The sequence below is a fragment of the Streptosporangium sp. 'caverna' genome, from assembly GCF_003203775.1.
GTDB lineage: Bacteria > Actinomycetota > Actinomycetes > Streptosporangiales > Streptosporangiaceae > Streptosporangium > Streptosporangium subroseum.
Genome location: NZ_CP029711.1, coordinates 1424703 through 1438675, shown reverse-complemented (window position 1 = coordinate 1438675; position 13973 = coordinate 1424703). Strand labels below are relative to the sequence as shown.

Sequence of the window (13973 nt, the reverse complement as noted above, 5' to 3'; positions counted from 1 at the left end):
GCAGATGACATGAGCGATATGAACCGGACAGGCGACATCGCCGAGGCCGTCAGGCCCCGGGTCGCGGTGTCCAGCTGCCTGATGGGCGAGCTGGTGCGGTTCAACGGCGGTCACAGCCGCGACCGGTTCCTCAGCGGGGAGCTGGACCCTCACGTCGACTGGGTGCGTGTCTGCCCGGAGATGGAGATCGGCCTCGGCACCCCGCGCGAGACCCTCCGCCTCGAGCGCTCTCCCGAAGGACCGCGTCTGGTGACCAGGAAGACCCGGGTGGACCTCACCGACCGGATGGCGGCCCTGTCCGCCGAGCGGGCCCGCACCCTCGACGTGGACGGCTACGTCTTCAAGTCCAGGAGCCCCAGCTGCGGGCTGCACGGCATCCCCGTCTACGAGGGGGACATGGCCGTGGATCGCAAGGGCCGGGGCGTTTTCGCGGCCAGGATCCTCGACGCCCACCCGCTGCTGCCGGTGGAGGACGAGGGACGGCTGAACGACGCGCTGCTCCGCGAGACCTTCGTGGAACGGATCTTCGCGCACGCCCGGCTGCGCGCGCTGCTGGAGGGCGACTGGCGGGTGCGCGACCTGATCTCCTTCCACTCCCGGCACAAGATGCAGATCCTGGCCCACGACCCCGTCGCCTACGGCGAGGCCGGCCGCGTCGTGGCCCGGGCGGGCGTGCGCCCCCGCGAGGAGCTCGCCGCCGACTACGCCCGCGTGTTCGGCACGGCCTTCGCCACGAAGGCCACCATCGGCCGCAACGTCAACGTCCTGCAGCACTGCATGGGCATGATGAGCGACTCGCTCGACCCGGCCAGGCGGGCCGACCTGGCGGAGGTCATCGCCTCCTACCGGGCCGGCCTGGTGGCCCTCAGCGTGCCCGCGACCCTGCTCCGCCATCACGCACGGGGCGAGGCCACCGAGTATGTACGGGACCAGACCTACTTCTCGCCGTACCCCGAAGAGCTCCGCCTACGGAACCACGTCCCCGCATAAGCTCCCCCGCCCCGCGTCAGGTCACCTTCAGGATCGCGAGGGAGCGGGCGGGCAGGGACAACTCCTCGCCGTCCACGGTCGTCCTCGGATCGGAGGCGAGCAGGATCTGAGCGGGCGAGAGCCGTACCGTGATCGGGATCGGGCTGAGGTTGGCGGCGACGCGGAGCATGCCCCGGTGGACGACCAGCCAGGTCTCGCCGTGATCGACCTGGACCCGCTCGAGCCTCGGGTCCGACAGGTCGGGATGGGCGCGACGCAGCGCGATCAGTGCCCGGTACCAGTCGAGATGGGCCCGGTGGGCGTCATGGTCGAGCTCGCTCCAGTCGAGCTTGGATCGCAGGAAGGTCATCTCCTCCCCGGGATCGGGCGCCTTGTCCGCCCAGTCGTCGTAGCCGAACCCGACGAACTCCCGCCGCCGCCGGTCGGCCTCCCCCTCGCGGAGCTGCGGCTCGACGTGGTCGGTGAAGAACAGGAACGGCGTGCGCGCCCCCCACTCCTCCCCCATGAACAGCATGGGGGTGAACGGCGAGGTCAGCAGGAGCCCCGCGGCCAGCCTCAGCGCGTCGGGCTCGAGGCGGTCGCCCTCGGCCCGGTTGCCGATCTGGTCGTGGTTCTGCGCGCAGCAGACGAATCGGTAGCCGGGCACATGGCTCGCCGGGCGTCCGTGGGAGCGGTGCCGGAAGGTCGAGTAGGTCCCGTCGTGGAAGTATCCCCGGGTCAGCACCTTGGCCAGGGCCCCGGCGAAGTCGTCGTAGTAGCCGTGCCGCTCACCGCTCACCGCCACGTGCAGGGCGTGGTGGACGTCGTCGTTCCAGGCCGCCTCCAGGCCGTACCCGCCGGCCTCGCGCGAGGTCATCAGCCGGGGGTCGTTGAGGTCGGACTCGGCGATGAGGGTCAGCGGCCTGCCCACGGCCGCCGACAGCGCCTCCACCTCGACGGCCAGCTCCTCCAGCAGGTGCACGGCCCGCTTGTCGTGCAGCGCGTGCACGGCGTCCAGCCGCAGACCGTCGACGTGGTAGTCGCGCAGCCACTGCAGCGCGTTGCCGATGAGATAGCCGCGCACCTCGTCGGAGCCCGGACCGTCCAGGTTGACCGCCTGACCCCAGAAGGAGGAGGCGGAGGAGTGGAAGTAGGGGCCGAAGGGGGCCAGGAAGTTGCCCGACGGGCCGAGGTGGTTGTAGACGACGTCGAGGATCACGCCGAGCCCCTGCCGGTGACAGGCGTCCACGAAGCGCTTGAGCCCGTCGGGGCCGCCGTAGTTCTCGGTGACGGCCCACAGGTCCACGCCGTCGTAACCCCAGTTGCGCTCCCCCGGCACCGGGGGCACCGGCATGATCTCGACGAAGTCGACGCCGAGCTCCGCCAGGTGCTCAAGCTTGCCGATCGCCGCCTCGAAGGTGCCCTCGGGGGTGAAGGTGCCGATGTGCAGCTCGTAGATGACCGCCCCCGGCAGGCCCCGGCCTCGCCAGAGGTCGTCGCTCCACTCGAACCGGTCGTGCTCGTAGACCCGGCTCGGCCCGAAGATCCCCTCCGGCTGCCATCGGGTCCGGGGGTCCGGCAGCGCCTCGCCCCCGTCCAGCCTGAAACGGTAGTCGGTTCCGTGCCCGGCCCCCGGCACCTCCACCGACCACCAGCCGGCCGACCCCGCGGACATCGAGTAGCGAGTCTCCTCGATCTCCACATCGACCGCGGTCGCATGCGGCGCCCATACCTCGAACATCGGCTAGTCCCTTTCCAGGAGTGCCACGGGGTGAATGGACAGCAGGTGCGCCAGGGGGATCCGACCGGTGTGCTCGGCCCCGGACAGCAGGTCCCGCCACCTTCCGTGCGGCAGCGTGAGCGTACTGCTCCCCCAGCCGCCACGCCGCTCCAGCCCGACCGGCAGCCGGGTGGCCACCGCCACGGCCCGGTCCCCGCGGGCGAAGGCGATCGCGTGCTCGTCGGCCTCCAGCGGGATGTACGGCGCGGCCGGATCCAGTCGCCGGCGCAGGTTCAGCGCCTGGGTGGTGACCATCAGCTTGGCCTCGTCCCATGACAGATCGCCGGTCTTGCCCGCGTCCCGCGACAGGCCGGCGGCCTTGGCCCCGTCCCACGACGGGCCATCGGCGGTGCCTCCACCGGCGACGCTGCCGCCGGCACCGGCGAGCATCCGGCGGCGCAGGTCGAAGTCGACGGGGCGGCGGTTGTCCGGATCCACCAGGGAGAAGTCGGTGATCTCGTTGCCCCAGTACAGGTCGGGCACGCCCGGCAACATGAACTGGACGAGCTTCTGCCCCAGGGAGTTGGACCGGGCGTACGGCTCGATCCTGTCGGCGAACTCCGCGATCGACGCGCCGCACTCGCCGATGGCCCGGGTGACGAAGTCGCGGATACCCGCCTCGTAGGCGGGATCGGGGGTCACCCAGGAGATCGAGGTCTTCGCCTCGCGGGCCGCCTTGAAGAGGTAGTCGAAGAGCCGGTCCTGGCTGATCGGCCAGGCCGCCATCAGGTTCTGCCAGGCGAGATAGTCGAGCACCGGGTCGAAGGAGACCTTCGAGGACCACTCCCCGACCGCCGCCGCCCACTCCCCGGGCAGCTCCGACAGCACGGCCAGTCTGGCCCGCACATCCTCGGAACGCTTGGTGTCGTGCGTGGACAGGGTTGTCATCGTGCCGGACGACATCTCCAGGCAGAACGTGTGGAAGTCACCCACGGACTCCCCGAACCGGTCCGGCTCCCCGCCCACCTCGTTCAGGCATGCCAGCGGATACCACCGGTAGAGCGCGGTGTCCTCCACGCCCTTGGCCATCACCGGCCCGCAGGTCTGCTGGAAGCGGGTGACCGCCTCCGCAGGGCCGTGCAGCACCGCGTTCACGACCTCCGCGACCGGGGCGCCCTCGGGCAGCCGGTCGGCGGCGAGCTGCCCCGCCGTCTCGACGATCCTGGCCGAGACCTCGGGCACCGGCTCTCCCGGCACCACGTAGGCGCGGTAGACGGGCATCGCGGCGAGCAGCTCCACCAGCGCCTCGCGGTCGGAGCCGACGACGGCGTGCAGCCGGTCGATCTCCGAGGCGAAGAACAGGCCGAGGACCTCGGCCTTGGACTCCTGGACCACCGTGGCGTAGTCGGTCGGCATGCCGGTGTGCATGACGAACAGCTCCACCAGCCGTTCCTTGCCCGCCGGGTCGACGAACAGCCCGGTGATCCGGTTGAGCACGTCGTAGCCGCTCGTGCCGTCGCAGTCCCAGTCCTCCGGCAGCTGCTCGGACCCGATCAGGATCTTCTCCACCACGGTCCACACGCCCGAGGCGGCCCGGAGCCGGGACAGGTAGCCGCGCGGGTCCGCCAGCCCGTCGGGGTGATCGATCCGGAGCCCGTGGACGATCCCCTCCTCGACCAGGGAGAGCATCACGGCGTGAGTGGCGTCGAAGACCTCCGGATCCTCCACCCGCAGCCCGATCAGCGAGGAGACGTCGAAGAACCGCCGGTAGCCGGGCCCCTCACGCCAGTCGACCAGCCGGTAGTGCGTGTCGGGCAGGGGAAACTCGTGGTCGTGGTAGCGCAGCACGTCGCCGTCCGCCGTCGGGCCGTCGTCACCCCCGAGGACCGGCATGTTCAGCTTGCCGTCCGCCCAGTCGATGTCGAACCAGGACGCGTACGGCGAGGCCTGCCCGTCCTTGAGGACCGACCAGAGCTGCGCGTTGCCCGACTCCGGCACCGGGATCGTCATGTGGTTGGGCACGAGGTCCGCGACGATCCCGATCCCGTGCTCGGCCAGCGTCGCCGACAGCGCTCGCAACCCCTTGATCCCGCCGAACTCCGCCCGGACCCGCGAGTGGTCGGTCACGTCGTAGCCGTGCCTGGACTCGGGATTGGCCTGCAGGAGCGGCGACAGGTAGACGTGGCTGATCCCCAGGTCCCGCAGGTAGGGAGCGAGGTCCGCCACCTGCGCGAACCCGAAGTCGGGGGTCAGCTGGACCCGGTAGGTCGAGGCCGGCGCCGGATAGACCGGGACCGGCTCCTCGAACGACTCGGACACCGACGGCTCAGATGACTCGGACACGCCCGGCTCAGACACGACGCAACACCCTTACCGAACGGCCGACGACCGGCACGCTTTCGCCCGCCCGGCAGATCCGGGTGTCAACTGTGATCGGCATCGCCGTGTCGATCTCCATCAGCCACATCTCGCCGTAGTCCTTGGGAATCGTGAACTTGATGACATCGTGGTGCGCGTTGAACAGGAGCAGGAACGAGTCGTCGGTGATCTGCCGTCCCCGGCGGTCCGGCTCGGTGATGGCCTCGCCGTTCAGGAAGACCGCCAGCGACTTGGCGTAGCCCACGTTCCAGTCCCCATCGGTCATCTTCTCCCCCTTCGGGGTGAACCATGCGATGTCGCTGAGATTGTCCTCCGAGCCGCGTACCGGCCGGCCGTAGAAGAACCGGCGCCGCCGGAAGACGGGGTGGTCGGCGCGGAGCTTGGCCAGGCGCCGGGTGAACTCCAGCAGCAGCCAGTTCTCCCGGACGTCCGACCAGTCCACCCAGCTCAGTTTGTTGTCCTGGCAGTAGACGTTGTTGTTGCCCTGCTGCGTGCGGCCCAGCTCGTCGCCGTGAGAGATCATCGGCACGCCCTGGGACAGGAACAGCGTCGTCAGGAAGTTGCGCTTCTGCTGCTCGCGCAGTGACTCGATCGCCAGTGAGGCGGGTCCCTCCTCGCCGCAGTTCCACGACCTGTTGTCGTCGGTGCCATCCCGGTTGTTCTCGCCGTTGGCCTCGTTGTGCTTGCCGTCGTAGGAGACGAGGTCCTGGAGGGTGAACCCGTCATGACAGGTGACGAAGTTGATCGAGGCGGCCGGGCGGCGGCTGTCGTCCTGGTAGAGGTCGCTGGAGCCGGTCAGCCGGGAGGCGAACTCCGGCAGCGAGGCGGGCTCGCCCCGCCACAGGTCGCGGATCGTGTCGCGGTACATGCCGTTCCACTCGGTCCACCGGGCGGGGAAGTTGCCCACCTGGTAACCGCCCGGACCCACGTCCCAGGGCTCGGCGATCAGCTTGACCTGCGACAGCACCGGGTCCTGCTGGACCAGGTCGAAGAAGGCGCTCAGCCGGTCGACCTCGTGCAGTTCCCGCGCCAGCGTGGCGGCCAGGTCGAACCTGAACCCGTCCACGTGCATCTCGATGACCCAGTAGCGGAGCGAGTCCATGATCATCTGAAGCACGTGCGGGGAGCGCATGAACAGGCTGTTGCCGGTCCCCGTGGTGTCCATGTAGTAGCGCTTGTCGTTCTCGACCAGCCGGTAGTAGTCGGCGTTGTCGATCCCCCGCATGCTCAGCGTCGGACCCAGGTGGTTTCCCTCGGCGGTGTGGTTGTAGACCACGTCGAGGATGACCTCGATGTTCGCCTCGTGCAGCGCCTTCACCATGGCCTTGAACTCCAGCACCTGCCCGCCGCGCTGGCCGGTGCTCGAATAGGAGTTCTGCGGGGCGAAGAACCCGATGCTGTTGTAGCCCCAGTAGTTCGTCAGCTCCCGTTCGGCGAGGACGTGGTCGGTGACGAACTGGTGCACCGGCATGAGCTCGATCGCCGTCACCCCGAGCGAGGTGAGGTGATCGATGATCTCCGGGTGGCCGATCGCCGCGTAGGTGCCGCGGATCCGCTCGGGGATCTTCGGGTGGTTGATGGTCAGGCCCTTGACGTGCGCCTCGTAGATCACCGTGTTGTGGTACGGCGTGCTGGGCGGACGGTCGTGTCCCCACCCGAAGAACGGGTTGATCACGATGGAGCGGGGCACGAACGGGGCCGAGTCGGCGTCGTTACGGCTGTCCGGCTGGCCGAAGCGGTAGCCGTACACCGCCTCGTCCCACTTCACATCCCCCTCCACCGCCTTGGCGTAGGGGTCGAGCAGGAGCTTGTTGGGATTGCACCGCTGCCCGTTCGCAGGGTCGTACGGACCGTGCACGCGGTAGCCGTACCGCTGCCCGGGGCCGATGCCCGGCAGATATCCATGCCAGACGTATCCCTCACACTCGGTGAGGGTGACCCTGGTCTCCTGGTTGTCGTCGTCGAACAGGCACAGCTCGACGCGTTCCGCGGCCTCGGTAAAGAGCGCGAAATTGGCTCCCGCGCCGTCATAGGTCGCCCCCAGAGGATAGGGGTCACCCGGCCAGATCTCGATCATTGCACCGCCCTTCAGCGGTGGACAAATATGCCCCATGTTTTCCCAGCCATGCACACATTCCTACTCCTGTCACGGTGAACTCAGACTCAAGGAATGACACGCCTTTGCCAGCGGCACGATCAGAGGGGGGTAGGGACACCTCTAACCGGCATGGTTCACATGAAACCCCATCAGTGAACGGAGTGCGGGTTCGTACACGCGCAGCCCGGCCTCACCGACGAAGACCTCCGCCGCCCGCAGGTGGGCCGGGGCCCGCTCGTCGCCGTTCAGCAGGGCCAGTCTCGCCAGGCACAGGTCGGTCACCGACCAGCCCAGCGACCGGCCCGCGTTCGGGGCGAGCCGATCGTACAGAACCCTCCCGGCGGCCACGTCGCCGAGCGCCGCGCAGATCTCGCTGACGGCGTCCGGCACGAACCTGTAGGCCAGCTCCGGGCCGATCGGGGCGAAGTCGTCGCGGGCGAGCCCGGCGAAGATCGTACGCGCCTCATCCGTCCTCGCCAGGTCGATCAGGGCCAGGCAGCGCAGGATCTGCCAGGGCCGCTGGCCCGGACGGTGAGCGAGCATCTCGTCGGCCAGCGCGAGCGCCTCGCCCGGCGCGTGCTCCGCCCGCAGGGCCAGGAAACGGAACACCTCGCGCCGCAGGCGGGCGTCGCCCCGGCCCAGCGCCCCCTCCGGATGGGCCGCGCCCGAGGCGTCGGCCGCGGCGAGGGCGTCGGCGAAGCGCCCGCCCAGGTAGGCGCGGACCGCCGTCTGCCAGGCGGCCAGGCTGACCATCGAGGGAAGCCGCAGCCGGTCCGCGGTCTCCCTGAGCCAGGCCAGCGCTTCGACGGCCCGCTCCGCCCTGCCCTGGGCGGTCAGCTCCACGTATTCGGCCTCCCTGCCGATCCACTCGGTGGCCAGGTCACCGGTGCGGCGGCCGATCTCCACGATCTCGTCGATGATCGACCGCCTGAGGTCGTGATCGTGGTCGAACCGCAGCAGGATCTCCCAGGCGATCAGTGCCCTGGCCAGGGTCCGGTCGTCGCCGGCGGCGCGGGCCAGCCGTACCGCCTCCCGTGCGATCTCCTTGCTGCTCTCGACGGGCCGGGCGGTCGAACCGGTCAGCGCGGCGGCGGCGAGCAACTGCGCCCGCCACGGCGAGTCCTCGGCCAGGTCGGAGGCGAGGACCCGGTCGATGCGCTCGGAGAGCCGGTCGACGCCGGTCACCTCCTCATACATCGCCAGGTAGATCGGGTCGGTGAAGCCCAGCGCCGCCCGGGCCAGCCGGTTGTCGTCGCCAAGCCCCTCCGCGATCTCCGCGGCCGCCTCCAGGGAGGCGTGGGCCGCGATGCTCATCCCCGCCGCCGTCTGCGCCTCGGCCAGGTCGAGGAGGAGGTCGCAGCGGAGCGCGTCGTCGGACCTGGGCAGCCGGTCGATCAGCTCGATCGCCTGTTCCAGGTTCTCCACCGCGTCCTCGGGGGCGAACCAGGCCATCGCCTGGGCCGCCGCGCGCCGGGTGTAGCCGATGGCCTTTCCCGCCATCCGGGTGGTCAGCAGCCCCTCGCGGTAGTGGTGGGCGATCTCCTCGAGACGCGTCCCGCTCCGCTCCTCCAGCACCTCGGCGACCCGCGCGTGCAGCCGCCGCCGGCGCAGCGGCGGCAGTGCCTCGCGCAGCACGTCCCGGACGATGTCGTGGACGAAGTGATAGGCCGGTCCGTCGTCCTCGACCAGCAGCCGGGCCCCGACCGCGGCGTCGACGATGTCGGACACCCGGTCCTGGGGCAGCTCCGCCACCCGGGACAGGACGTCGATCGCCGCGTCCCGGCCGAGCAGGGCCGCGACGGTCAGCACCTCCTCGGTGCCCGGCGGGAGACCGGCCATCCGGCCCCGCACGACGTCGGACAGCGCCCCGGGGGTCCCGCCCAGGTGCAGGACCTCCCCCAGGAAGAACGGGTTGCCGGCGGTCAGCCTGCCCATCTCGGCGGCCCGGCCCGGATCCGCGCCGGCCCGGCCGAGATATTCGCGGATCCCCTCCTCGGCCAGACCTCGCAGGAGGAGCCGCCGCACGTTCGGCAGCCGTACCAGCACCCCGAGAGCGCGCTCCAGAGCCCCGCCCTGCCGTACGTCCGTGTCGCGGTAGGTCGCCACCACGGTCAGCTCCGGGCAGAGCCGGGTTGCGGCGAGGAACTCCAGCAGCCGGAGCGACGACGTGTCCGCCCACTGGAGGTCGTCGAGGACGACCAGGACCCGGCCGTGCTCGTTCAGCAGCCGGGCGAACGCCTCGTAGAGCTCGAACTGCCCGCCCCCCGCGAGCTGGGCCAGCTCGCCGTCCCTGCCGACCAGATCCTGTACGGCCTGCGTCCACGGCCAGAAGGGCGGCGCGCCCGTGCCGTCCCAGCAGCGGCCCCAGACCACGCGGTGCCCCCGCGCCCGCGCGGCCCGAGCCGCCTGCTCGGCCAGGCTGGTCTTGCCGATGCCCGGTTCCCCGGCGAGCAGCACCATCCGATGCCCGTCACCCCTGACCGCGAGATCCAGCACCTCGGCCTCGGCCTCCCGGCCCACCAGCCGGGCGCTCTCCCTCACCGTCACCCGGACTCTGGGAGTGAGCTCCGGATCCTGCGCGAGGATGCGCCGCTCCATCTCCCTGGACCGGGGATCGGGGTCCAGCCCCAGGTCCTCCACCAGCAGCCTGCGCCCCTCGGCGAGCACGGCCAGCGCGTCGGCCTGCCGTCCGGCCTGGTAGAGCGCGTGGGCGCCGAGCACGCGGAGCCTCTCCCTGAACGGGTGGGCGGCGACCAGCCGGGCCAGCCCGGCGGCCTGCGTGGCCCCCAGGCCGAGCGCGAGGTCGGCCTGGGCCAGGTCCTCCTCCAGCGTCAGCCGGAGCTCGGTGAGCCGAATGATCTCCTCCGCCGCCCAGGAGGCGTCCGCGAAATCGGCGAGCGGCTCCCCCCGCCACTCCTCCAGCGCCAGCCGCAGCCGCCCGCCCGCTCCCTCGTGGTCTCCCTCGGCGCTCATGCGCCCGCCCTCTGCCGCGTGCCGCCGTACCCTGCCCAGGTCCAGCGCGGTCTCGGAGATGTCGAGGGCATAACCGCCGGGTCTGGTGACCAGGATCGCCGGGGGCACCTGCCGCCGCCTGCCGGGCTCGAAGACGCGGCGGAGCTTGGAGACGTAGGCCTGAACGGTGTTGAGCGCCCCCGGGGGCGGCCCGCCCTCCCAGAGCGCGTCGATCATCTGGCTCGGCCCGGTCGGGCGGGGTACGGCGAGCATGCACATGGCCAGCACCGCCCGCTGCTGGTAGGGGCCGATGTCCAGCGACGTCCCGTCGTCGGCGATCACCTCGACCGGCCCCAGCACACGAAAGTCCATCCGGCCACCTCGCTCGCGAACGGGGCCGATAGTAGTCGTCCGTGCCCGGGCCACGTCAGTGCCGCCCTGCCACCAGGGGAGATTCGCACCGGCCGTACCTGCCCGTGCCGTCGGCCCAGACCTTTTCCTCACGGACCACCTCCACGATCGCGAGCGCGGGATATCGGGGGTGTGCCGTGATCCGGACGATCTGCGCCAGGCAGCAGACGGCCAGCACCTCGGTGGCGCCTTCCAGATCGGAGACCGTGGTGCCCGTACGGCACCACAGCCAGGCCCGCTCCCCGAACGGGGTCGCCGCCGTCCACAGGATGTGCGGGACGCGGCCCCGCCGGTTGACGACCAGCGCCTCCACGCAGCCGGAACGGATCCGATGCGCGGTGAACACGCACCGGATCCGCCCCCACACGCCGGCCCTCACGGCCGGCACCGCCCCCACGAGGAGGGCGAGCAGCGCGACCGCGGGGACCACCCGGTACCAGCCGAGCGTGCCCATCGCCCAGACGGCGGCGACGGGCACGCACAGGGCCAGTCCGATCTCGTAGCGCCACCACCAGACCAGCGCGAGCGGACCCGTCCGCGCCGCCGGAATGATGGCCGCCCGGCGCGTCGTGGAGACCTGCTGGGCCACGGGCTCCTCACGCCTCATCACGCACCCCCGCCTTGAGCCGCCGGATCCGCCCGCCGCCCCCGCACAGCCCGCACATCTCCCCGGCGCCCCCGGCCGCCCCGCCGACCCCGACCTCGACCCCGACCTCGATCTCGGCCCCGGTGCCGACCCCGACCCCGACCCCGACCCCGACCCCGGTGCCGATCCCGGTCCCGGTGTCTGCCGAAACGCCCGCGTCGGTCCGGCCCTCGCCCCGGCAGAGGCCGCACTCCTGCAGGGTGTCGAATCGCGGGTCCCTGTACACCCTGCGGAACCACCGGCTCCGATCGATCTCCCAGCCCTGCACCCACGCGAAGACGTCGATCTCGCCAAAGACCCGTTTGCCTAGCGCTCGGAGACCGATGATCACTAAGCTTCGTACGTTGATCGAATGGCCACCCCGGACCTTGATGTCTTGCTTCAAGGCTCACACCCCCTTGAAGGTTTGCCCTGTCAGGGCCTTGCTCTTCTTGTACCCAGGCTTGTGCCATCGACGACTACCGTTGGCAATTGCCACATGAATGTACCCTTGGCGGCTACCTACCGGGATTACCAGACGATACTGCCCCCTGGCTGTTACCATCGCCACGACCTGGGAAGACTTCCAAAAGCAAGGCCGCAGCCGCCTACACCATTGGGGAAGAAGAGGTAAGCGCCGATGGCCGGTACCAATCCCACTCTGCGCCGACGGCAACTTGCCAATCGCCTACGCGAGCTCCGCGAGCAGGCCGGCAAGAGCATCAAGGAAGCCGCCGAACAACTTGAGTGCTCATCGGCGAAGATCAGCCGGATCGAGACCGCCCAGCGCGGCGCGCTTCCCAGGGACGTCCGCGACCTGTGCCTTTTCTACGGGATAACCGACCAGGCACAGATCGACGCCCTGATGACCCTGGCGCGAGAAGCCAAGCAACAGGTGTGGTGGCAGGCAACGGAGGACGTCGACTTCCGCCCCTTCCTCGGCTTGGAGATCGACGCCACGTCGATCTCCGAGTACGAGACGACGACCGTCCCGGGACTCCTCCAGACCGAGGACTACGCTCGCGCGATCATCAAGGGATACCTGCCGAGCATAGATTCGGATGTTCTGGAAGAACGCATCACTTATCGGATGAAACGCCAAGAACGCCTATACGGATCCCATCCGCCGAAGTACTGGGTCCTTCTCGATGAATCCGTGTTGCATCGCCACGTGGGTGGGATCGATGTCATGATGAATCAGCTGACTCGCCTCGGAGAGACCGCGAAGCTGCCGCATGTGACCATTCAGGTAATTCCCTTTAAGGTTGGCGCACACATGGGGTTCGACAGTGCCTTTAATTTACTGGAATTCTCCGATTCGACGATCGGTGACACAGTCTATCTAGACACCCTCATGGGTAGCTTCTACCTGGAGAAAGACAAAGAGCTTGAACGTTTCAGAGAAACGCTCAACCATCTTCGCGCAGTGGCTCTGAGCCCACAAGATTCAGCCATCCACATCGCGGGGGCATATGACAGATTTGCCGCCCTATCGGTGCGTTCTGTCATCTGACAAAATAATCCCAACGATTCTCACGGAGAGACGATGACGTCTTCCAAATCTGCCGGGCTCTCCACTCTTGAGTGGCAGATCTCGAGCCGCTGCAATAATGGATCCTGTGTGGAAATCGCCAGACTTCCCGATGGAGGTGTGGCCATGCGTGACAGCAAAAACCAGAGTGGGCCGGTTCTGGAGTTCACTGTGACGGAATTCCAGTCTTTCATACATAGCATCAAAGACGGGGAGCTCGCCCTGTAGGCTCGACTTCCCATAAAGGAAGCATGAGACCATCGAGCGGCGCCGGCGGAGGATCCCGCCGGCGCCGTTTTCCCTTTCCACCGGATGGTCACGAAATTTCATCCCCTATAACACTTCAGGCACACGCCTCTCTGTAACCACAATAAACGATCACAGTCAGTGAGGTAAAAATAGACTATAATCATCGCGGCGCGACGCTCTTCCGCAGAAGAGTCGTCAATCTTTCCAGGAGGAGACGTATGGACAGCGACTCGCGGTTCCATGGAGCGATCTGGCGATCCAAGTGCAACAACGGTCAGTGTGTCGAGATCACTTCGCAGGACGGCTGGGTCGGCGTACGAGACAGCAAGGACGGTGAGACCGGGCCCGTTCTGTCATTCACCCACGAGGAGTGGAGCACTTTTATCGAGGCCGTGAAGAGCGGCACCCTCGACGTTTGATGCCGCATATGTGGGTAGTCCGAGCGTTCTCGCGAACGGAGGACACAAAGGATGGGCGGATTCAAGAAGTTCCTGGTGAGAGGCAACCTCGTCGAGCTGGCCGTAGCCGTGGTGATCGGGGCGACCTTCAGCGGACTGGTACAGGCGCTCGTCAAGGACCTCATCACACCGCTGATCGCGGCGATCACCGGCGGCGGCGGGCCCGACTTCGCCGAGTACGCGTTCAAGGTCAACGGCGCCGAATTCAAGTACGGCGACTTCGTCAACAACCTGCTGAGCTTCCTGATCATCGCCTCTGTCGTCTACTGGCTGGTCGTGATGCCGATGACTCGGCTCATCTCCTTCTTCGACAGGAACAAGAAAGCCACCGAGAAGGAATGTCCAGAGTGCCTGAGTGACATTCCCCTCGATGCCCGGCGCTGTGCCTTCTGCACCGCCGAACTGTCCCGCGTCCCCGCGGCGGACAAGCCTCCGGCATAAATCGCAGAAAGTATCATTGGCAATTGCCAATTGAACATACAGCCTGGTATTGCCAATGGCAGTTTACCGGCGAACTGCAGGTCGGAATAGGCTCATCACATCTCCCCGTTGCCCAAACGATCGCTCAGAGACTCCAGGCA

General features: G+C 68.5%; 11 protein-coding genes. 5 read left to right on the top strand and 6 right to left on the bottom strand.

The window, feature by feature from the left end; all coding sequences use genetic code 11:
• Window positions 1-9: 9 nt before the first annotated feature.
• Window positions 10-990, top strand: coding sequence for a DUF523 and DUF1722 domain-containing protein (locus tag DKM19_RS06450; protein ID WP_239514116.1), 981 nt, complete (start codon window positions 10-12; stop codon window positions 988-990).
• Between the two features lie 16 nt (window positions 991-1006).
• Here DKM19_RS06450 and treZ read toward each other — a convergent pair whose 3' ends face one another.
• The 6 genes from treZ to DKM19_RS49310 all read right to left on the bottom strand — a co-directional run bounded on the left by treZ (window position 1007) and on the right by DKM19_RS49310 (window position 11506).
• Window positions 1007-2710, bottom strand: a complete 1704-nt coding sequence (gene treZ, locus DKM19_RS06445; RefSeq protein WP_110694921.1) for a malto-oligosyltrehalose trehalohydrolase — start codon at window positions 2708-2710, stop codon at window positions 1007-1009.
• Window positions 2711-2713: 3 nt separating this feature from the next.
• Window positions 2714-5032: a malto-oligosyltrehalose synthase gene (gene treY, locus DKM19_RS06440; RefSeq protein WP_239514115.1), complete on the bottom strand. Its 2319-nt coding sequence runs from the start codon at window positions 5030-5032 to the stop codon at window positions 2714-2716.
• A 7-nt stretch (window positions 5033-5039) separates the two neighbouring features.
• A complete protein-coding gene (gene glgX, locus DKM19_RS06435) occupies window positions 5040-7145 on the bottom strand; it encodes a glycogen debranching protein GlgX (protein WP_204358677.1) in 2106 nt (701 codons plus the stop codon).
• Window positions 7146-7286: 141 nt separating this feature from the next.
• The gene (locus DKM19_RS06430; RefSeq protein WP_110694919.1) at window positions 7287-10490 is read right to left on the bottom strand and encodes a BTAD domain-containing putative transcriptional regulator; all 3204 of its coding nucleotides are present in this window, start codon (window positions 10488-10490) and stop codon (window positions 7287-7289) included.
• 55 nt (window positions 10491-10545) lie between these two features.
• A complete protein-coding gene (locus DKM19_RS06425) occupies window positions 10546-11139 on the bottom strand; it encodes a hypothetical protein (protein WP_162641332.1) in 594 nt (197 codons plus the stop codon).
• Entirely contained in the window at window positions 11126-11506 is a 381-nt protein-coding gene (locus DKM19_RS49310) for a hypothetical protein (RefSeq protein WP_162641331.1), read from the bottom strand. Before DKM19_RS49310 ends, DKM19_RS06425 begins: the two co-directional genes overlap by 14 nt.
• Window positions 11507-11794: 288 nt before the next feature.
• Between DKM19_RS49310 and DKM19_RS06415 the strand changes: the two genes are divergently transcribed.
• The 4 genes from DKM19_RS06415 to mscL all read left to right on the top strand — a co-directional run bounded on the left by DKM19_RS06415 (window position 11795) and on the right by mscL (window position 13833).
• Window positions 11795-12667 carry a helix-turn-helix transcriptional regulator gene (locus tag DKM19_RS06415; RefSeq protein WP_110694916.1) on the top strand — a complete coding sequence of 291 codons (873 nt, stop codon included), beginning with the start codon at window positions 11795-11797 and terminating at the stop codon, window positions 12665-12667.
• Window positions 12668-12700: 33 nt separating this feature from the next.
• Complete coding sequence (locus tag DKM19_RS06410) at window positions 12701-12913, top strand: DUF397 domain-containing protein (RefSeq protein ID WP_110694915.1); 213 nt, start codon at window positions 12701-12703, stop codon at window positions 12911-12913.
• Window positions 12914-13152: 239 nt separating this feature from the next.
• Window positions 13153-13353 carry a DUF397 domain-containing protein gene (locus DKM19_RS06405; RefSeq protein ID WP_110694914.1) on the top strand — a complete coding sequence of 67 codons (201 nt, stop codon included), beginning with the start codon at window positions 13153-13155 and terminating at the stop codon, window positions 13351-13353.
• A 51-nt stretch (window positions 13354-13404) separates the two neighbouring features.
• Window positions 13405-13833 carry a large conductance mechanosensitive channel protein MscL gene (gene mscL, locus DKM19_RS06400; RefSeq protein ID WP_110694913.1) on the top strand — a complete coding sequence of 143 codons (429 nt, stop codon included), beginning with the start codon at window positions 13405-13407 and terminating at the stop codon, window positions 13831-13833.
• The last annotated feature ends 140 nt before the right edge of the window (window positions 13834-13973 follow it).

What these genes read in the sequence shown, in the direction of transcription:
- DKM19_RS06450 (WP_239514116.1), top strand. Translation starts at nt 10, where the DNA reads ATGAGCGATATGAACCGGACAGGCGACATCGCCGAGGCCGTCAGGCCC.
- treZ (WP_110694921.1), bottom strand. Translation starts at nt 2,710, where the DNA reads ATGTTCGAGGTATGGGCGCCGCATGCGACCGCGGTCGATGTGGAGATC.
- glgX (WP_204358677.1), bottom strand. Translation starts at nt 7,145, where the DNA reads ATGATCGAGATCTGGCCGGGTGACCCCTATCCTCTGGGGGCGACCTAT.
- DKM19_RS06430 (WP_110694919.1), bottom strand. Translation starts at nt 10,490, where the DNA reads ATGGACTTTCGTGTGCTGGGGCCGGTCGAGGTGATCGCCGACGACGGG.
- DKM19_RS06415 (WP_110694916.1), top strand. Translation starts at nt 11,795, where the DNA reads ATGGCCGGTACCAATCCCACTCTGCGCCGACGGCAACTTGCCAATCGC.
- DKM19_RS06410 (WP_110694915.1), top strand. Translation starts at nt 12,701, where the DNA reads ATGACGTCTTCCAAATCTGCCGGGCTCTCCACTCTTGAGTGGCAGATC.
- DKM19_RS06405 (WP_110694914.1), top strand. Translation starts at nt 13,153, where the DNA reads ATGGACAGCGACTCGCGGTTCCATGGAGCGATCTGGCGATCCAAGTGC.
- mscL (WP_110694913.1), top strand. Translation starts at nt 13,405, where the DNA reads ATGGGCGGATTCAAGAAGTTCCTGGTGAGAGGCAACCTCGTCGAGCTG.